General features: G+C 44.6%; 18 protein-coding genes. 7 read left to right on the plus strand and 11 right to left on the minus strand.

The window, feature by feature from the left end; genetic code table 11:
- The first annotated feature begins 31 nt into the window (after window positions 1–31).
- From H8K33_RS00615 to H8K33_RS00625, 3 genes are all read left to right on the plus strand, one after another.
- Window positions 32–2,542, plus strand: coding sequence for an ABC transporter permease (locus H8K33_RS00615; protein ID WP_246443200.1), 2,511 nt, complete (start codon window positions 32–34; stop codon window positions 2,540–2,542).
- Between the two features lie 10 nt (window positions 2,543–2,552).
- Entirely contained in the window at window positions 2,553–2,951 is a 399-nt protein-coding gene (locus H8K33_RS00620) for a group II truncated hemoglobin (RefSeq protein WP_186889721.1), read from the plus strand.
- Window positions 2,952–3,031: 80 nt separating this feature from the next.
- On the plus strand, window positions 3,032–4,498 hold the full coding sequence (locus H8K33_RS00625; RefSeq protein WP_186889055.1) for a DNA recombination protein RmuC: 1,467 nt from the start codon (window positions 3,032–3,034) through the stop codon (window positions 4,496–4,498).
- A gap of 166 nt (window positions 4,499–4,664) precedes the next feature.
- Here H8K33_RS00625 and H8K33_RS00630 read toward each other — a convergent pair whose 3' ends face one another.
- The 9 genes from H8K33_RS00630 to H8K33_RS00670 all read right to left on the minus strand — a co-directional run bounded on the left by H8K33_RS00630 (window position 4,665) and on the right by H8K33_RS00670 (window position 13,420).
- The gene (locus tag H8K33_RS00630; protein WP_186889056.1) at window positions 4,665–5,141 is read right to left on the minus strand and encodes a DUF2269 family protein; all 477 of its coding nucleotides are present in this window, start codon (window positions 5,139–5,141) and stop codon (window positions 4,665–4,667) included.
- On the minus strand, window positions 5,138–6,460 hold the full coding sequence (locus H8K33_RS00635) for an SDR family oxidoreductase (protein WP_186889057.1): 1,323 nt from the start codon (window positions 6,458–6,460) through the stop codon (window positions 5,138–5,140). The genes H8K33_RS00630 and H8K33_RS00635 overlap by 4 nt, the downstream gene beginning before the upstream one ends.
- 26 nt (window positions 6,461–6,486) lie before the next feature.
- Window positions 6,487–6,960, minus strand: coding sequence for a thiol-disulfide oxidoreductase DCC family protein (locus H8K33_RS00640; protein ID WP_186889058.1), 474 nt, complete (start codon window positions 6,958–6,960; stop codon window positions 6,487–6,489).
- Between the two features lie 96 nt (window positions 6,961–7,056).
- Complete coding sequence (locus tag H8K33_RS00645) at window positions 7,057–7,587, minus strand: GbsR/MarR family transcriptional regulator (RefSeq protein ID WP_186889059.1); 531 nt, start codon at window positions 7,585–7,587, stop codon at window positions 7,057–7,059.
- A 106-nt stretch (window positions 7,588–7,693) separates the two neighbouring features.
- Window positions 7,694–8,380 carry a hypothetical protein gene (locus H8K33_RS00650; protein WP_186889060.1) on the minus strand — a complete coding sequence of 229 codons (687 nt, stop codon included), beginning with the start codon at window positions 8,378–8,380 and terminating at the stop codon, window positions 7,694–7,696.
- A 175-nt stretch (window positions 8,381–8,555) separates the two neighbouring features.
- On the minus strand, window positions 8,556–10,160 hold the full coding sequence (locus H8K33_RS00655; protein ID WP_186889061.1) for a sensor domain-containing diguanylate cyclase: 1,605 nt from the start codon (window positions 10,158–10,160) through the stop codon (window positions 8,556–8,558).
- Window positions 10,161–10,189: 29 nt separating this feature from the next.
- On the minus strand, window positions 10,190–10,636 hold the full coding sequence (locus H8K33_RS00660) for a hypothetical protein (RefSeq protein WP_186889062.1): 447 nt from the start codon (window positions 10,634–10,636) through the stop codon (window positions 10,190–10,192).
- A 25-nt stretch (window positions 10,637–10,661) separates the two neighbouring features.
- A complete protein-coding gene (locus tag H8K33_RS00665) occupies window positions 10,662–12,098 on the minus strand; it encodes a hypothetical protein (protein WP_186889063.1) in 1,437 nt (478 codons plus the stop codon).
- Between the two features lie 296 nt (window positions 12,099–12,394).
- The gene (locus tag H8K33_RS00670) at window positions 12,395–13,420 is read right to left on the minus strand and encodes an NADP-dependent oxidoreductase (RefSeq protein ID WP_186889064.1); all 1,026 of its coding nucleotides are present in this window, start codon (window positions 13,418–13,420) and stop codon (window positions 12,395–12,397) included.
- A gap of 233 nt (window positions 13,421–13,653) precedes the next feature.
- On the opposite strand from H8K33_RS00670, the gene purU reads away from it, so the two are divergent.
- Both purU and H8K33_RS00680 read left to right on the plus strand, forming a co-directional pair.
- Entirely contained in the window at window positions 13,654–14,520 is an 867-nt protein-coding gene (gene purU, locus H8K33_RS00675) for a formyltetrahydrofolate deformylase (RefSeq protein ID WP_186889723.1), read from the plus strand.
- Between the two features lie 46 nt (window positions 14,521–14,566).
- Window positions 14,567–15,109 (plus strand): YaeQ family protein, encoded by a 543-nt coding sequence (locus tag H8K33_RS00680; RefSeq protein WP_186889065.1) that lies wholly within the window; start codon window positions 14,567–14,569, stop codon window positions 15,107–15,109.
- Window positions 15,110–15,211: 102 nt separating this feature from the next.
- On the opposite strand, the gene cysK is transcribed toward H8K33_RS00680, so the two are convergent.
- Complete coding sequence (gene cysK / locus H8K33_RS00685; protein ID WP_186889066.1) at window positions 15,212–16,198, minus strand: cysteine synthase A; 987 nt, start codon at window positions 16,196–16,198, stop codon at window positions 15,212–15,214.
- Between the two features lie 203 nt (window positions 16,199–16,401).
- On the minus strand, window positions 16,402–18,975 hold the full coding sequence (locus tag H8K33_RS00690) for a penicillin acylase family protein (RefSeq protein WP_246443202.1): 2,574 nt from the start codon (window positions 18,973–18,975) through the stop codon (window positions 16,402–16,404).
- Window positions 18,976–19,222: 247 nt separating this feature from the next.
- Between H8K33_RS00690 and H8K33_RS00695 the strand changes: the two genes are divergently transcribed.
- Entirely contained in the window at window positions 19,223–21,055 is a 1,833-nt protein-coding gene (locus H8K33_RS00695) for a DUF418 domain-containing protein (RefSeq protein WP_186889067.1), read from the plus strand.
- A gap of 202 nt (window positions 21,056–21,257) precedes the next feature.
- Window positions 21,258–22,988: a DUF418 domain-containing protein gene (locus tag H8K33_RS00700; protein ID WP_186889068.1), complete on the plus strand. Its 1,731-nt coding sequence runs from the start codon at window positions 21,258–21,260 to the stop codon at window positions 22,986–22,988.
- The last annotated feature ends 88 nt before the right edge of the window (window positions 22,989–23,076 follow it).

Here is a 23,076-nt window from a genome sequence, read left to right on the forward strand (position 1 = left end):
GACTTTAGTCCTACCGCCAATCAGGAGCACCATGTTTTCATTTATTTTGCCTATAGCAGTTCGCATGACGCAACGCGATTGGCGTGCTGGTGAGCTTCGATTTTTGCTGATCGCCTTGATGGTGGCCGTAGCCTCTTTATCTTCGGTCGGTTTTTTTGTTGACCGTATGCGCAGCGGTTTGGAGCGTGATGCGCATCAGGTCTTGGGGGCGGATTTATTAGTCGTTTCTACACAAGGGATACGACCAGAGTGGAAGCAGTTAGCCAAAGAGAATGGCTTGAAAACGGCTGAAACCGTGGTTTTTCCTAGTATGGCATTGGCAGGCGAGGGTGATGCTGCGATGACTAAATTAGTGACTTTGAAAGCAGTCACTGATGGCTATCCTTTGCGAGGCAAGTTGAAATTATTGCAGGGCGAAAAAGAAGTTGAAGTGGATAGTATTCCCGCGGTAGGCACAGCGTGGGTCGATCCTGCCTTGCTGGGAAGTTTGAAAATTGCGATTGGTAGCAAACTCAGTATGGGTGAGCAACAGTTCATCGTGACCCAGAGCATCGCCTCGGAGCCAGATCGTGGTGCGGGTTTTCTCGGTTTTTCACCGCGTGTCATGATTTCTGAACAGGATTTGGCTGCTACAAAATTAGTGCAAGAAGGTTCGCGTATTACTTATCGCTTATTGTTGGCAGGCGATAAGCAAGCGGTAGAAAATTTCAGAGTGACACTGGAAAAAAATCTCATCGAGCAAAAAATTAAGGGTGCTCGTATCGAAACGATCGCCAATGGCAATGAGCAGATGCGTACCACGCTGGATCGTGCCGAACAGTTTTTATCCATGGTCAGCATGTTGTCGGCCATGTTAGCCGCAGTAGCGGTAGCGATGGCCGCGCGTCGATTTATGTTACGCCATATTGATGCCTGCGCGATGTTGCGCTGCTTGGGTTTAACCCAAAATCAAGTGACAACGATGTATCTGTTGGAATTTTTGATGCTGGGCATACTAGGTAGTATTGCCGGTGTGGTGATAGGTTTTGCCAGCCATTTCTTATTATTGGAGTGGTTGGGTGGTTTGGTTTCTGTCGCTTTGCCGCCGGCTAGTTTACTGCCGGCTTGGCAAGGTATTGCAGTCGGAATTTTGCTCCTGGTGGGATTTGCGATGCCACCGATTTTGCAATTACGCGATGTGCCGCATAATCAAGTAATACGCCGCGAGCAAGACGCACCGAAAGCCATGACTTTGGCGACTTATGCATTAGGTTTGGGAATCTTTATTGCGCTGTTGTTGTGGCAAACCGGTAATGTCAAAGTAGGTTCTATGGTGGCAGTCGGATTTATTGTTGGCTTACTACTGTTTTCATTTATTGCCTGGTTAAGTATTTTTGTCTTGAGGCGCTTGCGTACTAGTTTTAATTTTGCCGCTTGGCGTTTTGCGATAACTGCCTTGCAGCGTCGTCCTGGTGCGACCGTGGTGCAGGTCGTTTCCCTGTCTTTAGGTTTGATGGCTTTATTGCTTTTGACTGTGGTGCGCGGTGATTTAATCGCGGCGTGGAAACAATCGACGCCTGCCGATGCGCCGAATCATTTCGTCATTAATATTCAGCCCGATCAAAAAGCCGAAATCGCTAAGCGCGTAGAAAACTTCGCCAAACCCATGATTTACCCCATGATACGTGGGCGCTTGATACAAATTAATGATCAAGTATTAAAACCAAATTCCTATCAAGATGAACGTGCCAATTCTTTGGTGGAGCGCGAATTTAATCTATCGACGATGGCTGATTTGCCAGCTCTCAATAAAGTCGTGGCGGGTGAATGGTACAAAGATGTTAGCGCGACGGAGGCAGAAGCCTCGGTAGAAGAAGGTTTGGCGAAAACTTTACAATTGAAGTTAGGCGATCAAATGGTATTTGATATCGCAGGTCAAAAAGTTTCCGCCAAAGTTACCAGCTTGCGTAAATTGGATTGGGGTTCGATGCGTGTTAACTTCTTCGTGGTGATTAATCCTAAAGCGATGCAGGATATGCCACAGACTTTCATTACTGCTTTCCGTGTACCGGATGAACAAAAACAGTTCACCAATCAACTGACACTAGATTTTCCGAATTTAACCGTGATGGACGTCGGTGCGATTTTGAAGCAGTTACAAGATATTTTGGATCAAGTGATTACTGCGGTTGAGTTTCTATTCTTGTTCACTCTGGTTTCTGGTGTCTTGGTTTTGTATGCAGCACTGGCTGGTTCGCAAGATATCCGCATGCGTGAAGCCGCTTTGCTCCGTGCATTGGGTGCCACGCGCAAGCAATTGTCGCAAGCACAGTGGGTAGAGTTTTTATTAGTTGGTAGTCTGGCTGGCGCACTTGCCGCATGCGGCGCCTTGGCGATAGGTTGGGCACTTGCCACCTTTGCCTTTAAATTTGCTTGGACTTTCTCGCCCGTAGTCATTGGTGCAGGCGTTATTGTGGGGGCAGTATGTGCTTTGATCGGAGGCTGGTTGGGCTTGCGAAATGTTTTGAGTCAACCGCCATTGATGTCTTTGCGGAATAGTTAAAGTGAGTTTTATGGAAGAGCAGGAAGAAAAATCGAATTTATACGAGTTGATAGGTGGTGCAGATAAGCTCAGAGAAATGGTCGATCGTTTCTATGATTTGATGCAATTAGAAACTGAGTTTGCGGGCATTAATCAAATGCATCCGCAATCGAATGATAGTTCGCGAGATAAATTATTTTGGTTTTTATCGGGATGGATGGGTGGCCCTAATCTCTACATCGAACAATTTGGTCATCCACGTTTGCGAGCCCGACATTTGCCGTACGCAATCGGCGTTGCTGAACGTGATCAATGGTTGCGTTGCATGGCGTGGGCGATGCAAGATGTAGGCATTGACCAAGCCTTGCAGGAACACTTAATGAGTTCGTTTTATCAGACTGCTGATTGGATGCGTAATACGCCTGGCTAATTCGAGTATAGATATGTCCCATATTCTCGCAAGCAGGAGTAGGGACGTCAGCTTCAAATTTCACTTATAAGTCTACATCCATGAACACTATCGAAATCATCTTGATCATCGCAGTTTCTGTGGTCGTCCTCTTGCAAATAGTAATCTTGTTACGCAAACAGGGCGGTAATCAGGATGCACAATGGCTTGCTTTGCAAACGCAATTACAACAAACACTTATCCAGCAACAGCAAGCCCAAGAGCGCACAGAACGGGTCTTGCGTGAACAAGTTCAATCCACGGCGCAAGCAACGAGACAAGATTTAGGCGCGAATTTTACGCAATTTCAACAGACCTTGAGCGCACAATTAACCAGTGTCGCCACTTTGCAAAATAATCAGATCGACGCATTTTCACAGCAGTTAGTCAAACTCAATGAAAGCAATGCACAGCAGCTAGAGCAGATGCGACAGGCGCTCATTCTGCAAGGACAAAGCGCACGTGAAGAGCAAGGTCTGAGTTTGAAACGATTTGCCGATACGCTTAATCAAACCTTAAACAGCATGACGGAATCGAATGCCCAGCGCATGTTGGAAATTCGCGCAACCTTAGAGCAAAAAATTCAGCAACTGCAAGCCGATAATGCTAGCAAGTTAGAAGAAATGCGTAAAACCGTTGATGAAAAACTCCATGCGACTTTAGAACAACGCTTGGGTGAATCGTTTAAACAAGTTTCCGAACGCTTAGAAAAAGTACATCAAGGCCTGGGTGAAATGCAGCAGTTAGCCATTGGTGTTGGCGATTTAAAACGTGTACTCACCAATGTGAAAACGCGCGGTACTTGGGGCGAAGTGCAGCTGGAAATGGTGTTAGAACAAATGCTCACGCCAGATCAATACGCAAAGAATGTCGAGACTATTCCGAATAGTGGTGAACGAGTCGAGTTCGCGATTAAATTGCCAGGCAAAGAAGATGATCGTGCGCCAGTCTGGATGCCTATCGATGCTAAATTCCCCAAAGAACAATATGAGCGCTTATTGGATGCAGCCGAGCGCGCCGATGCTGAAGGCGTAGCGCAAGCGGGTAAAGAACTAGAACGTGTGATTCGCAATGAAGCCAAAACCATCGCTGAGAAATACCTATCACCGCCATTAACAACCGACTTTGCGATTCTGTTTTTACCAACGGAAGGCTTGTATGCAGAAGTCATGCGCCGTCCGGGTTTAGCCGATGAACTGCAACGCACTCACCGCGTTTCAATTTCGGGACCATCGACTTTATCGGCTTTGTTGAATAGCCTACAAATGGGTTTCAGAACCTTGGTTTTAGAGAAGCGTTCTTCTGAGGTTTGGCAAGTCTTGGGTGCTGTGAAAACGGAGTTTAGTAAATTCGGGGATGTACTGGCAGCGACAAAAAATGCCTTGGTGAAGGCTGCGGACAACATCGATAAAGCCGAAGTTCGTACACGTCAGATGACGCGCAAGTTGAAGTTGGTGGAAGCATTGCCAACCGATGCCGCGCAGAGCCTGCTAGGGATTGAGGATACTAGTGAAGATGGAGAAGCTTGAGTTGCAGGTTTTAATATTCTCTGCGGCGTACGATGTTGGGCTTCACTTCGTTCAGCGCCAACCTACATTCAATTCTCCGCATATGTAGATACAAGGCTGGGCTGATAAGCCCAGCGTTTATTGGCGAAATATATGAATCCTAATCTGCCTCCAGCAAGATTGACCTTCAAGCCCATAAGGCCGGTTTATTTACCATCAGGTAGAACACAGCTAGCATTGCCAGAAATGCTGGATATCCCAAGTATTCCCAATAACGCGCGTACTGCCAATACAGACTAGGTAATTCTTGTTGTTGTGCGCAGGCCGACTTGGCCATATTCCTCATCTTAATTTGCAGCCAAACTACCGGTAGCCAACATGCACCCGCAAGTAAGTACAAGACCAGACTTAATAATATCCACGGGGTATGCAAAGCCCAACCCGCCATCATTGTCAAGGCGATACCGCTAATGGGTTGAATGATGACGGCAGGTGTGGTGAAACACCAATCGGCAATCACTACTAGCCGTGATACTTCGGCGATCGCCGCGACATTTTTACTGCGATTAATAAAGTATAGATAAAAAGCAGAACCAAATCCGGTGCCGACTAAGAGCACGGAAGAAATGATATGGAGTGTTTTGAGTAAGAGATAGGTGTTCATTTTTTGTCGCTGGCAATTAAGACGAACAGAATGGCGAGTATTGGCAGATTTTTTAGAATGGGGGCAAATGGATGCGTTAAGAATTCTGGCAAACATACACTGATGATGGCTGAATACGTGAGGATAAGGATGGATTGGAAAATCCATAGTCGACGGCTAGGATGAATGAGGCTGAGAATGCCGAGAATCAGATCAAGGCCACTCGCTAGCCATAAGACGGGACTGGCATAGTGCGCACTAATGCCAACTTGCGCAAGTAAATTGGCACTGCCTTCGATTGGATAAACCCACAGAGAAATAATGCCTGTGCTGATCCATAGAAAGGCGAGCACTAGTCGAAACAACATCGTCGCCCACGCCATCATTGCGCTTGCGGCTAGCGTGTTTGTTTCGTCTTGGTCAAACCAAGCACTGACACCTCTTGGCTTTTGTTCCAATAGTTTGGTAAACGCGGTGTTATCTGCGACACTACCTTGTTCTAACATTTGCAAGGTTTCTGGTGCAAATACTTTTTGCGGCAAATAGGTGGCAAGTCGTGCGCTGATCCGCATTATCGACATTGGTATGTGAGTGAATCGTGCTTGCGATAACCCCATCGCTTGGCGGTAGTGAGCCAACATATCTCGATAAGACATTGCGTTCGGCCCGACCGCACGAATAATTTGATGTCGTTTCACCGTACCTGAGGAAACTTGAGCTAGCCACTTGATGACACCAAGACAGAGATCCTTGACGTGCACAGGCTGTAACTGTTGCTCACCATTTCCCGGCAAGCCTATCATTGGCAAACTGGCGAGACTACGGAATAATTTGCTACTCGCGCCATCAACACCAATAAGTAAAGATGGTCGCAAAATCAAATGTGGGCAGGGAAGTTGGCTTAGATAGTGATCAGCTTCGCGTTTCGTCTGCATATAGACACTCAATGCATGTTGATTGCTTGGCCTGTCATTGATCATATTGTCGTCAGGACCCAGTGCGGAGATTTGTAATATGCCACGCACACCAGCATCACATGCAGCTCGAAACAAGGCAATCGGAGCATCGCGGTGTATTGCGGTGAACGGCGCGTGTTTGCTTTGCATCAAAATGCCGACTGCATTAATGACGATATCGATCTTGCCTAAGGCTGCTAAACGTTTTTCCCAGATATCAGTCGAGGTGTCTTTGACGTAATCGATCAGTAATTCGCGACCTTGTGCTGAAGTATCGTCGCTAAATCGATGCACACCATGAATCACCTCATGTCCAGACTCCAGTAATGTGCGACTAATATGGCGACCCAAAAAACCATGGGCGCCGCAGAGTAGGATACGCATTTTTATCTCCTTCACTTTTGTGCTTCTTAAGCGTCACTTTGCTCTTTGACTGATTTGATATCGCAAAATCCATCTTTGCATTGTTGACTTTGTTTGAGCGCACGTTTTGCAGCACGATCCGCCGCGATTTTGAATAAGACACCAGAAAAACGATTAGATAAACGATAGCGATTGCGGGCGACATACACATAAGCCCAGTCGAAAAATGGTTTGAGTAAAGGCAGGTTGGTCGGCGCAGTGATCCAGCCTAAGCCGACAGCACCATAGGCCAGACGAAATACTTCAACTCCTTTGACCATGCTGCCATCGGGGCGTATTGCATGGATGATGTCCATCATGTCTTTCTTACTGGCGAGGTAATTGCTATCGTCAAAGTCAGGCGCTGATACGTCGATGAAATGCAAAAAATTTTGGACGTTACGTGCACGCAGATTGTCGATTTCTAATTTGCATAGCGGGCATGATTCATCGTAGAGCAGGGTGAGTGGATAGTCGTTCATGATAGTTCCTTTGCTTCTGTTATTTCTGTTAAAACAGAAATATAGTTTGAAAAAAATGCGCATCAGTCAATCACTTGATGCGCTGTTCCTTTAAATCTATTTTTCGTCACCACGCACAAACTGTTGTACTTTGGCCCCCATCTTTAACAGCTTCATTAAAGTGCTTGGCTCTAAGCGCAGCATTTCATCGGTCCAACTAGTCAAGGTTTTCATTAACGCCAGTGTTTCTGCAATACGCGCTTTACTTGCACGATCTTCTTGATCGATATCAGGACTGTCTAAGCAGGCTTGTAAGGTTGCAATTGTCGGGTTTAATTCACGATCTTTGCGCTCACGTATTACAGTACGAAACAGTTCCCAAACGTCGAGTGAGGTTTCAAAATGTGCGCGTCTATCTCCCATTACATGCGCAACTTTGACCAATTTCCAATTCTGTAACTCCTTGAGTGAATTAGAAACATTCGAGCGTGCCACGCCCAGCGTATCGGCAATTTCTTCTGCAGTGAGCGGTGTGCCGACAATATATAGTAAGGCGTGAATCTGGCTGACGGTACGATTAACGCCCCACATGGTGCCCATTTCGCCCCAGTGCAGTATGAATTTTTGTTTGACAGGTGTAAGTTCCATGCTAGTAGTGTAGGTATTTCCTTAATTTCTGTCAAGACAGAAATTGTGGAGTATTGAATTGCTTTTTCGTGCCTAATACATTTGTTTGATGCGTCGTTTGATGCGTCTACTTGCAATGATCTGTCGCGACCTGATAAGCCACCACGAATAAAGACAAAATGCTGCCACCTTGACGCAGACAATCAGGCTTTGCTGCCCGATTGGCCGCTTGTTGGAACTTGTCGTGCTTTGTCAATTTGGGGTCTTCTAGGGTGGTGCCACTTTTTTCCGCTAATTTTTGAATATCAGATTTGCTGGCCTCATAAGCTTGTTTCACCCCCGCACTATCGATGCCATACCTTGCGATTCCAGATTTATTGAGTTGATTATTCACGTTGGGGGTTGGAGACTTGCTTGTGGATTGTTCAGGAAATATCGCGATCAAATCTCGTTCGGATTTTGGTTCTTCTGCTTGCTCGGCTTGATTATTTTCAATAATCCCCTGTTGATTGATGAGCGATTTTGAAGGAAGTTTATCGACAGTTAGCGCTTTTATCTGTTTCGGTTTTAGAATTGATTCTAGGCGTACTGTCGTTTTTTCTTCCGGGAGCGGTGTGTTTGGACGCACAAAACTCAGCATCATTAATGTTGAAACGGAGGGATTCGTCGGACCTGTCTTCCTCAGAAAGTCACGATCTAGCTGACTGATAAACAGCAAAGAAATCGCCAATGCTATGCTTGCCGAAAATATTCTTTGCGTTGGTGAATGGTGGAAGTAACTGACATCCTGCTGAAGGCGGTGTAATGGCAACATAGGGATGATTAAGCAGCGATCTAAAAGTTGCTAGGATAAAGCGTTCAGCATGATTTAGGTAATGTGATTGTTGTTCCTGGTCAGAGGCTTCTGTGGCGATACCATTAGTACTGTCTGATGCTATTGATCAATCCGACTTCAGCTTTTCTATTCATAGAAAAAATATTGGCCAGACTTATTGAAAAACATAATATTGGTTCTTACCTGATTTCTTTGCGTGGTACATTGCCTCATCTGCTTGTTGCAATATTTTCGCCATATCGAAGTCAGGCGTATCCACCAAATTAATGCCAATACTTGCACCGATCCGAATGTTGATTGAATCGCCAAATTGTATCGTTTGTGCCGCTTCGTGAATGATTTTTCTTGCGATATCTTGAACCTTTTCTATCACATCAACCTCTTTCAAAATCACGACGAACTCATCTCCGCCAGTACGCGCGATGAAATCTGATTTGCGAACGATTTTGCTGAGCAAATGTGTGAAGTGCATCAGGACTTTGTCACCGATGTCATGTCCAAATTGATCGTTCACCGCTTTAAATCCATCCAGATCAATCATTAAGACATAGAAGCTGCTAATCATGTTTGCATGCATTTCGAACTGAATTTTGGCGATGTTTTTTTCTAAACCAAGGCGATTTGCCACATTGGTGAGATGATCCGTCATCGCTAATTGTGTCGCCGATTCTTCTAGGATTTTTCTTTCTGTAATATCGTTGACCAAGCCCTGCAAGATGTTGTTTTCAACTGAACTCAGTACCAGATTGATCCATTTTTTCTGTGCCGGTGTGCCCACTTCTATCATGAAGTCTTCAGACGAAACATGTTCGTCATGCGTGGCATTTTCTAACATTCCCTGTAGTCTTAGCGCGTAATCGTTGAGGTTATGAATTAAGCTAAATTTGATGGTGTCAGCTGATGCGTCATGATTCATCGAGAACAATCTGAGAAACGCGGGATTCGAAGAGATCACTTCTCCATTTGGATTGAGTAAAAAAATGCCAGTTTCTGAATTGTCAAAAATCGCGCGAAATTTTCTTTCGCCGATTTGATGTTGCATGCGCAGATCGCGTTCATCTTCCAAAAGGTGAGATAACTTAGAGAACAGCGTATTCACATCGCGTACCAATTGTCCAATCTCATCGCGTTCATTGCCCGGCGGTAGTGGCAGCGAAGTGTTTGCATCGGCCGACAAGTGATGCAGTCGGTCCGAAATCCTTTTGATCGGGCGTGTGATTAAATACATCACAATAACAACCACTGCGCCAGCCATGATCAATGCTTGCAGCATCAGTAGCAGGGCGATAAATCGCGCTTTATTGTTGACTTGTGATCGAATGAACTGAATGTCTGGCGTTAGTTCAATTTGACATACCGATTCTTTATTATTGAATGGAGAGTAAATTGGTCGTTGTATTAATAAATTTGTAGTGAGATTCGGGACGAAGGATTTATTTTTATTAGATTTTTTTTCCTTATGCAATTCGGTCAGAACGATTTTTTCTGAATATATTTTAATGCCAGCAACATCTTCATTTTTTAACAGGCCTTGTCCCAGTTCTTTTGCCAAATTAGAGTCTGATAAATAGCAAGCAATACTCACGGTATTTTCGACTGTGCTGAGTAAAGTTCCCATTCGATTTTTCGCTAACTCTTGTTCGGTATTGGATTCCCAAAAATACGTGATGGCCGCGAATATTCCACCCACACATAATGCAATTGCGAGCAGCATTACGCTGCTACGGTAAACGATGCTGGTGCGAAGTAGCTTTAGCATAGAGCGGAGTGTTAATTTTTTAAATTGGCTTATGACTTCAGTGGGTCAAACACAATCTTTACGCGCCTGTCGATCTTTTTTCTGTCTACATAGGCGATTGCACCTTTGATGCTACTTACTAGCTCGATTGCTTGTTCTGTCGATGAGACTTGTTTGGGTGGTGATCCCTGTCCAGAAAACATTAAACGTGCCCAATATGAACTAATTTCTGACAGTTCTTTACTGACCATGACATTGTAAAAATTCGCCTTTTCTGTCAATGGATTTTCGAGATCAATTGGTTGCGCATTGATTCCAGAGGCTAGCTTGCGATTGCGTCCCATATAGACATTAATCACCTCGTCTTTGCTCATACGATCGATACCTGAATGTGGATTGGCAATCACCACAAAATCATTCGAGGCTTTGAGTGCATTGCTATAGCTGGCAAATGCCAGAAACACCAACAAAATCATCGTAAATTTGGCTGCACACATGATCGTTGTGATTTATCCGTCAGGATTAATTAAAAATAAAATTGTAAGAAACACTGATGATCGTTGCTCTTCCATTCCAATCTGGCTGCACTGCACGCACAATTAGCGGTTCTTGATTATGTATTCTGTCGATTTGCAATTTGAGATCACTGGTTTGATTGAGACTGTATCGAAATCCTATTGATTGAGAGCTTTGTTCATTGCGTGTCGCTTTTAAAAAGCTTTGCACACCTGCTTCTACTTGGTCGATCCCAGCATGAACGCCTAGCGGTAAGCCTGTAATAATATTTTTTGATTCTGCTGGTCGTGTTTTGGCGAAAGTGAGATAGGGAGTCCAGGCCTTTACTCTATATGCCACAGTAAAAAATCCGGCGATATTCGAATTGAAACTCAAAGTTTCAGATCTCAGACGGCTTAACATGAGTTGCGCCTGTAATGGTCCATCGTCGTATACGATACCCGCAGATAAGTAATGGATTTTTTTCCCTTTGAATGACAAGTTGTTTGCCAGCATTTCTGCGTTTGAGCCAAACTGTGCAAATAAAGGAGACCTGAGAGTGTCGATTAAATGATCAATGCTAGGGAAATTATTGTTGCACTTGAGTTCCGAATATCCAAGACGCGCCAGCCATTTCTGCGATTGAAATTCAAACTGCGCTCCAGTAATTTTTGAGCCTTTCAAAGAAAAATAAATGTTGGGTGCTTCTGTCAGTACTCGCTCTTGCGCTTTGCCTGCAAAAATTTTGATTTTTGCTTGCCCACTGCCGACATCGTATTTGTAGGCAGCATCAACACCATCGATGTAACTGACGATTAAACCGCCAAAATATTCAACAGGTGGTCTCACCCAAATATAAGAATATGCAACGTTTCTAGAGTCAGATAGAGGATACACATCAAAGCCTAATCTACCAGCTCGCAGATCGAGTCCATCTGAAGGCAAATATCTAATGAAGCCCCAAGTCAGTTCTGGTTTGAATTTACCTTCTCGCCGCCGCACAACAGTTTGTGCTGTTGCTTCAAGATCTTCGCTAAGACTGCCAGATATCTGCAGACCAAGTAATGAATCAATGCCTACATCAAGGCGACGGCTCGCACCGACACCGTGGTTTTGCAAGAGATCTCTCAGATAATCAAATTTCGCTGAGCTGTTATAGGCAGCGCCTATCGTGCCAAAGCCACTGAATTTAATGTTCGAGTCTTGATTCTGTGACGGTGTTGTTTCCGATGTTTCTGCCGCCGTTGCTGCGCTCGCTATGGCTGGATTTGTTGTAAATAGCGGCAAGCAAATGAGTATGGTGACTAACTTCGTACCAAATTTTGATAAGTTATTACTGTGTATTGGGTCTGACTTGTTTTCACGTGTAGCAGTATAGGCATTACAATCATGCATTTGCCATAGACGGGAATTACTGTGCTTATTACTGTGCTTATTACTGTACTTAAGGGAGCAAGCTTTCATAAAACCTCGTCTCGAACAAATCTGTTTCGCGTTAAGGATGCCCAATCAATACCCAATTTCATATTACACAGTAGCAATTAGGCTTGCAATGTCTTATTTTTGAGCTTGTGCGAAAACGACAGTTATTGTTATTTGAGCAGCAGATTCAGCAGACTAATCAGATGATTTTTAAAACATCGTCTGATTAGCCTGACTATTTGCTAGAAAGGTTTATGACAGCTGGTCTACTCGAATAGCTTATTTAGCTAGATTACTTAGTTAAGTAATTTGGCTAAATAACTCAGACAATTCGGGGATTAATTTTCAGTGTTAACTTGCAAAATTAATTTGCCAAAATTTTTACCTTCAAACAGCATTTGTAATGCATCTGGAAAATTCTCTAAACCTTGCACAATATCTTCACGTGTATGAAATTGACCTTGTGCCATCCATGCACTCATTTCTTTGATCGCTTCTGGATAACGTTTAACGTAGTCAAAAACCACGATGCCTTCCATTTTGGCGCGGTTGACGAGTAAAGCGAGGTAATTCGATGGGCCTTTAATTGCTGTGGTGTTGTTGTACTGTGAAATCGCTCCGCAAATAATAATCCGCGCTTTCATATTGATGCGTGTGAGTACCGTATCGAGAATTTCACCGCCAACATTGTCAAAGTAGATGTCGACACCGTTTGGACAGTGCTCTTTCAATCCATCTTTTACGGAATTATTTTTATAGTCGATACACGCATCGAAACCCAGTTCATTCACGACAAAATCACATTTCTCTTTGCCACCAGCGATACCAACCACACGGCAGCCTTTGTGTTTAGCGACTTGGCCTACGGTTTGACCAACTGCGCCTGCGGCACCTGATACCATCACTGTTTCGCCAGCTTTTGGCTGACCGACGTCAAGCAATCCAAAATACGCAGTCATACCTGGCATACCCAATGCATTTAAGTACGTTGGCAAGGGGGCGAGTTTGGGATCGACTTTATAGAATGCACCATATTTGTCATCGGCTTTCCCAGTCCAGTATTCTTGAACACCAATACTGCCAGACACATAGTCGCCAATTTGGAAGCGATCTGATTTGGATGCAATCACGATGCCAATACCACCTGCACGCATGACTTCATTAATTTCTACCGGACGTATATATGACTTGCCACCATTCATCCATCCACGCATGGCTGGATCGATCGACAGGTACAAAGTCTTGATCTGAATCTCTCCGTCATTTAGAAATGGTAAAGCTTCGGATGTATGCAGCCAATTGTCCGCAGTTGGGAAGCCAAGCGGCCGTGTCGCAAGTCGAATTTGGCGATTCATTGTTGTCATGATGCGGTCTCCGAATGAAAAAGAAAGGGGGGAAGGAGCAAATATATAAATGTAGAACAAGAGCGAAATTCAAAGCAGAATATACCTTAAATAGAACGACTGTGCTTTTATTTTGCAAAGCAAAAAAAGATGGGCTGAACATGCGACAATACATGCTTGATTTTTTGCTGATAGTTCTTGCGTGTATTCCCACCAATTATTTTTCCTTCACTTTTCCAGCTGTTCAAGTATCTATGCGTCCAGAATATATCCTGACTTTGTCTTGCCCTGATCAACGCGGCATCGTTCATAGCGTTTCCGGTTTTCTCGCCAATCATGGTTGCAATATTATTGATTCGGCGCAGTTTGGTGATGCGCATTCAAAGTTGTTTTTTATGCGTGTACATTTTTCCGTAGAAGACTTTGCGATTAGTGAACAAGTTTTACGTGAGAAATTTACAGAGGTTGCGCGCAGCTGGCAGATGGAATGGCAACTTCACGATGCGCATCACAAGCCGCGCGTGGTGTTAATGGTGTCAAAAATTGGTCATTGCCTAAATGATTTACTGTTTCGTTTTAAGAGCGGTTTATTGCCGGTGGAGATCAAAGCGATTATTTCAAACCACACAGATTTCTATCAATTGGCGGCTAGTTACAATATTCCTTTCCATCATTTGCCATTAGCAGCAGGCGCAAGCGCGGAAGAAAAACATGCGCAGGAACAAAGAGTATTAGAAGTGATCAATGCCAATCAGACCGAGTTGGTGGTGTTGGCGCGTTACATGCAGATATTATCAAATACCATGTGCCAAGCTTTAAATGGACGTGCGATCAATATTCACCATTCGTTCTTACCGAGTTTTAAGGGCGCTAAACCATATTATCAAGCACATGATCGTGGCGTAAAGTTGATCGGAGCGACTGCGCATTTTGTCACTGGTGATTTGGATGAAGGTCCGATCATTGAGCAAGATGTAGAACGCGTTGATCACGCAATGGATCCCGAAAAGTTAACCGCAATCGGGCGTGATGTCGAATGCGTAGTGCTGGCGCGTGCGGTGAATTACTTTATCGAACATCGTATCTTATTAAACGGTCATAAGACCGTTGTATTTAATTAAGACCTATCATTTTTTAACATGTTTACTGAAAGCACCAAGAAGAATAATGGCACTGAAATCAACAATTTATAAAGCAGAACTGAATATCTCTGATATGGACAGAGGCTATTATGCCGACCATAGTTTGACTATTGCGCGTCATCCATCCGAGACCGACGAACGTATGATGGTAAGGGTAGTCGCTTTCGCTATTCACGCGACTGAAAGATTGAGTTTTGGTAAAGGAATCTCTGATACTGAAGAACCAGATTTTTGGGAGAAAGACTACACCGATGCGATCTTGTTGTGGGGAGAGGTAGGGCAACCGGATGATCGCCGCTTACTAAAAGCTTGCGGTCGTGCCGAGCAAGTCGTGGTCTATAGTTTTTCGCATGCCAGCAATATCTGGTGGAAGCAAATGAATAATCGCCTCGACCGTGCGAAAAATTTATGCGTCAAAAACATTGCGTCGGAAACGAGTCAAGAGCTCGCCAAAATGGCAGCTCGCACGATGCAATTACAATGCACGATACAAGACGGGCAGATTTGGATGTCTGCTGGCGATCAATCCGTGCAGATCGATTTAGAGACGTTCAAGGATTTTGAGTAGGGATTATTTTGATGCAGCATCCGAAGCATCCAAAACAACTAAGGCAACTAAGGCAAGGTACAAGCCTTAGTTGCTAAGTAAAAATGGTCTTGCTTGTTGTTCTTAGTTTGTTGTCGTTACCGCGACACCATTGGCGTCGAAGTAGCCGTCAAATAAAATCGAACTTAAATAACGCTCACCTGAATCGGGCAAGACCACGACAATTGTCTTACCTGCATTTTCTGGCAGCTTAGCTAAACGAACAGCTACCGCAGTCGCCGCGCCACAAGAAATACCGGCCAGAATACCTTCTTCTTTTGCCAGTCTTTGCGCATATTCAACGGCTTCTTCATTGCTGACTTGTTCGATCAGATCAACCAAGGAAAGATCCAAGACGTCAGGTACGAACCCCGCACCAATACCTTGAATTTTGTGCGGCGCTGGTTTGATTTCTTGCCCGTTACACTTTTGTGTTAATACCGGACTCGCCGTTGGTTCTACTGCGACGGTTTGAATCGCTTTTCCTTGCGTTTGTTTGATATAACGCGACACGCCTGTGATCGTGCCGCCAGTGCCCACACCAGAGACAAAAATATCGACCTTACCTTCGGTATCATTCCAAATTTCAGGACCAGTTGTTTTCTCATGAATCGCTGGATTGGCAGGATTCTTGAACTGTTGTAGCAAGACATAGCGATCAGGGTCGCTGGCACGAATTTCTTCCGCTTTGGCAATTGCGCCATTCATTCCTTTTGCACCTTCGGTCAGAATCAACTTTGCACCGAAAGCGACTAATAATTTACGTCTCTCTATGCTCATTGTTTCTGGCATCGTTAACGTCAGAGGAATGCCTTTTGCTGCAGCAACAAACGCTAGCGCGATACCTGTATTGCCACTGGTTGGTTCGATTAGTTCTTTACCCGGACCAAGCAGGCCGCGTGCTTCTGCATCAGCGACCATCGCTGCGCCGATACGGCACTTAACGGAATATGCAGGATTACGACCTTCGATTTTTGCCAAAATAGTCGCACCAGCACCGTCGCTAATACGTTGTAATTTGATGAGCGGGGTACGACCAATAGAGTCGGCATTGTTTTGATAGATAGGCATAAATTCCTCATCGCTAAGTTTGTCCAAGATAAGCAACGAGGATAAGCCACCTCAGTACAAACTCAAAAGAATATAAGGTCATATTCTTATATGGATTTTGCAGCACCGAGAATGGGCTTGAACTAGCGGCGTTTTGCTAAGCTTAATACAGGAACCTTGCAAAAAGAGCTGATCCATCGACAAAAATCAATTTCGCATCAAGGCTATTTGGTCGGTACCAAGACAAATCGTTGACGTGTATTGGCTTCCACTGCCTGTCGAGAATAGAGTAGGGGAAAATATTCCCCCTTAGCCCATTTATCCGCTAAATCGCGATAATGTGGGCTAGCTGGATCGCCAGACTGCCCCGGTGCATTGATTGCGCGTGAATTATCCCAATTCCCGACGTCAACTACGACCCGAAACGAAGGTCCATTGAGTTGAATGAAGTCACTGAGTCGGTAAGACGATTGATTGACCGTATTGGCGCTACCACCGCGCGGCAATGGGCCAATATCGAATTGCGTTTTAGAGGCATTATCCAAAATTTTTGAAAATGGATGAGCGAATACCGTTTTCTGTAGTTGCCCCCACTGCCACGCGTGTTGATCTTTGCCCAGTGTTTGCTCTAGCATTTTATAAGCAAGTGTCAGGCTACTAATCATCAGCTGATCACGGATCTTGCTCGCCTCATCGGGTATCTTGGCAAATTCTTGTTTAGTTTGACTTGGCTGATCAAGGTAATTCAGCATCCGCGTCATATCCGGCATGCTGGTCACGATGTTGGCGTGTGTGCCTAACATTAACTCCTTATAGGCTGGTGCTAAGGTTTGACTTAACCAGAATTGAAATAAAGCGGCCGCAGCTGAGTCTGCTGATTCTTGGTGATCCCATTGTAGTAAGAGTCGTTGCGCTTTTTGGCTAGCTTCGTCAGGACTATTGCTGATATCAATGCGCTTGAGAATGTCGGTAATGCGTTTCGCAGGCAAAGACAGTACGTCGTTTTGTAGACGTAACGAATCTTCGATGGAGAACTTTTTATTTTGCGATAAAACATCCGCGATACGTTGATAGCGTGCTGGATGCGGCCATTCAAAGCCGAGTTTGCGTTGTTGATACGGATAGTCTTTGGGTAAATTCATTTCATTGGCGGAAGCGAACCAGCCTGACTTCGGTTGGTAGCTAAAAGGCAGCTTGTCGCCAGATAAAAAGCCAGCCCATTCATAGCGACCATCACCAGGTACGGGTAACAAACCATCCCAGTTTTTACGGATCGGCGTTAAACCACCTGGAATCCAGCCAATATTTCCTTTGATATCAGCATAGACTTGATTTTCCGTTGGTGCTCCCCAATGCAACATGGCCTTTTTAAATTGAGCGAAATCTTTGGCTCGCATGTAGTCGATGCTACCGAAATATGGTGCCATGCCTGCTTGTAACCAAGCTGTTCGTACTGCATAAGCGCGATGTTTTTGATGATCTTGAAAAATGATCGGGCCATGGCGCGTAAACAATAATTCCGTTTGTTGATCTGCGCGATCTCTAATCTTAAAATTTTCTGGACGCTGGATGAAATTTTCCCATTGGCCCTTGTAGCGATATTGCATAGGATTGCTTGGATTAAGTTCGTAGACGTACAAATCCTCCTGATCAATACCCATGATGGTCAGACCAAATGCAATTGTGCCGTTATGTCCGATGGAAATTCCTGGCAATGCCGGTTCACCAGCGCCAATCACATCTAAACCTGGCGCATTTAAGTGGGCGATATAGCGTAAGGAGGGGGCTGAATAAGCACGGTGTGGATCGTTTGCCATCATGGCGCGACCAGTGCTAGTTTTGGATGGTGCAAGTACCCAATTATTGCTTCCCTCCATTTGTTCAGAATCAGCAGAGTTCAGACTCGCGATGTTGCTTGCCCTTGATTCGCTCGGCAAAGTTGCTGGTGATTCAAACTGTGTGATACGCATCGTTTGCTTGTCAAATATCACGTTTTGAGTGGCCAAGGTAAATTGACGCAAGATGCCTTCTGGTAGACAAGGGTCTAAGCCCACAGGTAGTTTGGTCATCCACTTAGGAGACAGTGTTTGACGTACTTCGTCTAATTGTAAATTGCCATTGCAGGCGAATTTGGCACGCGTCACTTCAGCACTTAAGTTACGTGTTAATCCATGGCTGCGAATACGCACTACATCTTCAGCTTGCCATTTGACTGGCAGATATTTAAGTGTTTTGAATTCTAATGGCAAGGCCTTGGTATGCTTAGTGACATAGTCTACATAGGCATTTATCCCCGCGACAAACTGCTTGCTGAGTTGTTCCGCGTGTGGTCCGTAGGCTTTCCATTCTTGCTTCATGTCACCACGGTAAAGGAATAAACGTGCGGCGCGATCTTGCTCTAAATAATTTGCGCCGAATACTTCAGATAATTGACCTAAGCCGCGCCTGCGCCATAGATCTAGTTGAAACAGCCGATCACGAGCAGCATTAAATCCTTGCACGAAAAATAAATCATCTTCATTTTTTGCATAGATATGCGGTACGCCCCATTGATCAACTAAAATTTCTGCTGATTGACGTAGCCCAGAGACTTGCCATTCCTGTGCAGTTTTACCGGTACTCGCATTATTGGCATTTGTCATTTTCGTCGTTATCGCATTTTGTGCCTGAGTCTGAAATGGCAAAAGCAGACTGAGCAAAAGCGGATAGCATTGGCTGAACTTCTTGAGCTGACGACGATATTTGCCAATACTATCAAGTGTGACGATTGGTAAGGAAAATGTATAAGGAGACGGCATGTATTTTCTTTAGAGACAATAATTTTAGGTGATTTGTAACAGCATGTGCTCAGTATAGAGCCAATATAGGGTCGATTAAACCAATTTCATTCCCTTGATTTTGCATTTCATCGCAACTTGTTGGTTTATGTTTTTATATTGACATAGTATGCAGCTTGCTTGATGCGATCGTGTTTTCTTAACGGTTGTGTTCCTCTATAGCCTAGATTGGGAAGTCTGGGTTTAACCTAACCTGAAAATAAAAATCATGATGGAACAATCTTTACATACGGGTAGTCCGAACAGCAGCTCCCCCGATACACTTCCTGCTTTGAAACCTATTAAAGCAAGTGAACGCATCCAGGCTCTGGATGTCATTCGTGGTTTTGCCTTAATCGGTATTTTCTTCATGAACATCGAATGGTTCAATCGATCGTTTCTGACCATGGGCACTGGCATTCCTGCGGATGTGCATGGCATTGACTGGCTCGCCAGCTACTTTGTGAATTTCTTTGTCGCAGGTAAATTCTGGACTATTTTCTCGCTTTTATTTGGTATGGGCTTCGCGGTAATGCTTAGCAGATCCGAAGCGACTGGGCGGGCGTTTATTAAACCGTATATCCGACGAATTATTGCATTGGCAATCTTCGGGATTTTGCACAATGTTTTATTGTGGCCTGGCGATATTTTATATAGCTATGCATTTACCGCAGCCGGCTTGTTAATTATTTTGTTTGGGCAATGGAAATGGGTGGTCGCAAGTATCGTTGGTTTAATTGGTGTGTGCTTCATTCCAGGTATGGGATCGTTTTCGGCAGTGGTTGGCGGTATCGCTTTTATGGGCTTCATCGCGATTTTTATTCGTAATGAAAGAATCGTTTCCTTCCTTGGCATGAAAATACCTTTGTTCTCAGCGATTTGCCTGGTGATTGCGAGCTTGCTGACACTTGCTGCGATTGCTAGCTGGGTTGTGCCAGCAATGCGCGATGCAAGAAATGGCTTAACGGGCATGACGGTTGCATTCTTCGTCATCGCATTTTTATCTGCTAAATTTCATCAACCAGCAGAGGCGCGATTTTGGCGCGCTGGTGTGTTGATTTATAGTCTGCCATTTGCCATTGGTTTGGTGTTTGGTGTGATTGCATATCAACAGCCATTAAACAGCGTATTCAACTCACCAGAAGCGGTCAAGTTAGCCGCTGAAAAACAAGTGAAGAAGGAAGCAGAAGAGGCGGCGGAAAAACTAGCAAAAGCAAGTCCTGATGCAGGCGTAAAAAAAGCTGAGAAAAAAGATCTGAAGGAGGGCAGCGATGCCGCCGAAAAGAAAAAGGCGGAAGCGCCAAAATCTGAAGCGCAGAAAAAGTTAGAGCGCGATGCAGATACGATCAATCGTATTAATGAAAATCGCAAAAATATTGAAAAAGATCTGCAAGCGATGACGAAAGCCAGTTATCCAGAGTTCGTTAAACATCGCTTCGCTGATTTTATGGATGGCGCATTTAACGCAGCAGGACAAGCATTTGCAGCGATTGCATTATTTTTGATTGGCGTTTGGTTCGTTCGTGCCCAAGTCATTACGAAAGCTGGCGAAAATCTGCACTTGTTCCGTCAGATCGTTTTGTTGGGATTGCCTTTGGGTTGGGGTATGAGTTTATTGGCGAGTAGCATTGCCGTGAGTCATGCACCGGGTGTCTCTGGCGATGGTTGGCAATTGACACAGATGATCTTGAATTTGGCGAATTTACCTACTTGTCTGGCGTACGTCAGTATCGTTGTGTTGATGTTGTATAGCGGTTCAATATTTGCCAAGATCCAGGTATTAGCGCCGTTTGGTCGCATGGCTTTGACGAACTATTTGACACAATCTGTGATTCAAGCGAGTTTCTTCTATGGTTGGGGTCTTGGTAATTTTGGCCTCGGCCGTGCTCAGCAACTGGGATTTGCGGTTGCGGTGATTTGCTCGCAAGTTTTGTTTAGCCATTGGTGGTTAGGACGTTTCCGTTACGGTCCTTTGGAATGGGTATGGCGCGCTGTGACATATTGGGAAATGCCGGCAATGAAAATTGAGCGTACAGATTTGTATCCACAAGTGAGCCAATAACTTTGGGTGTGAATTATATGATTAAAAAATGTCTAGTTAGTTTGTAATTGAGGCATAATTAACTCAGAGTTGCTCAAATGTCGATGCTCAACAAAACGAGCTCACACAAGGAAGCATAAATCAAAAGCGTCACGATGAAATTCGTGGCGCTTTTTTGGTTTTGTTGATATGAACTGATAAGGCCTTTTTAATTGAGGATGATATGCAAAGAGAGAATGAAACTACGCTAGACATGGCCGCCAATCAAGTTGTCGTTCCAGTCGAGGTAAAGGACAGGATTGCGGTTCTGGACGTGATTCGGGGATTCGCCTTAATAGGTATTTTTTTGATGAACGTCGAATTTTTCAATCGTTCTGTCGGTGAGCTAGGCGAAGGTATGCCAGCTGGATTAAGTGGTGCGAATTGGCTAGCTTCCTATTTTGTTTCTTACTTTGTTGCCGGTAAGTTTTGGACCATTTTCTCGCTCTTGTTTGGGATGGGCTTTGCGCTGATGTTGATGCGCGCTGAAGAAAAAGGGCAAGACTTTTTTCAACCGTATTTTCGTCGTTTGCTGGCGTTAGGCGTTTTTGGCGTCTTACATTACATCTTGATTTGGCCTGGTGATATTTTATTTAGTTATGCGATGGGTGCATGTGGCTTGTTGATTGTCTTGTTCGGTAAGGCGCGTTGGATTGCCATCGCTGTGATTGTTTTGGGTTTAATTGCCGTGATACCTGCACTGAATAAAGTGGCAGCTTTGGCGACTGCGCTTGCCATGTTTGGTGCGATGGCATTCCTCATGCGCAATGAAAAAACGCTGCGCATTTTTGCGAAGCCTCGTCCTATTATTGCGGTGATTCTGTGTATGCTTGGTGCCGTGCTTTTCTTGCTTGGTGTTGCGAGCTTTTTGGTGCCAGCAATGGCATCAATGCATCCAACATTGTTCTTTGGTCTATTTGCTTTCTTGTTTGCTTTTCTGCTGGATCGTGCGCATCAACCAAAAGAGGCGCGTAGTTGGAAGATTGGTAGTTTGTTGTACACCGCATTGTTTCTATCGATGACCTTAGGTGGTGCTGCGCAGTATTTGGGATCTGAGCAGGCTTCGAAGCAGAACGCTAATGAAACTCAACAACTGAATAAATCCGCCGCCAGTGTGACATCGGAGGCGTCATCTGTCGCCGAGAATTCTTCTGAAGCTACTTCGAAATCTACGGCGAGTGTGCCTGAGAAAACAAAGGCTGATCAGCGTGCTGAAGACAAAAAGAAAGAAGCCGAGCGTATTCAGAAACAGCAAGAAGACAATCGCCGGGAAGTCGTCATTTTATCAAAGGGCACTTACGCTGAAGCTTTAGAATTTCGTGCCAAAGAGTTCTCGGAGAATTGGACGAATGTCGCCATTTTTAGTGTTTTGATTTGCTGTATGTTTTTAATCGGATATTGGTTTGTCCAATCTGGAATGATGCAAAATACGCAGGCGCATTTGTCTAAATTTAAGATGATGGCATTGATAGGATTGCCTTTCGGCATAGGTATCGGCATTGCCGGGAGCTTTGTCTCGACTGCGTCAGTGGCTGGTTTAGAAAATGATCCTTATATGTTTGCGATGGGTTTGCTGTATCTGGGGAATTTGCCTGCATGTTTGGGGTACGTCGGTTTAATCGTCATTCTATTTCATAGCAAGGGCGTGTTTGCAAAGGTCAAATTGTTGGCGCCATATGGTCGTATGGCTTTGACGAATTATTTGTCACAATCCGTCATTTGCTCCGCTATTTTTTACAGCTATGGTTTAGGCTACTACGGCATGGAACGTGCTCACCAAGTTGTGGTGGTACTCCTCGTGGTAGTGGTGCAAATTTTGTTTAGCCATTGGTGGTTGAGCAAATTCCGTTATGGTCCGATGGAGTGGTTGTGGCGTGCAATTACTTACTGGAAGTTACCTGCGTTTAAAAATTGAACCTAGGCGCTGGCGAGTATCTCAGATACAAAGTCGCGTCATAGTTTGTGCAAATGTCTTTATGGCTGAAATAAAAAAATGGGCTACC

The sequence above is a fragment of the Affinundibacterium amnicola genome, from assembly GCF_014284275.1.
Classification (GTDB): Bacteria; Pseudomonadota; Gammaproteobacteria; order Burkholderiales; family Burkholderiaceae_D; genus Undibacterium; species Undibacterium amnicola.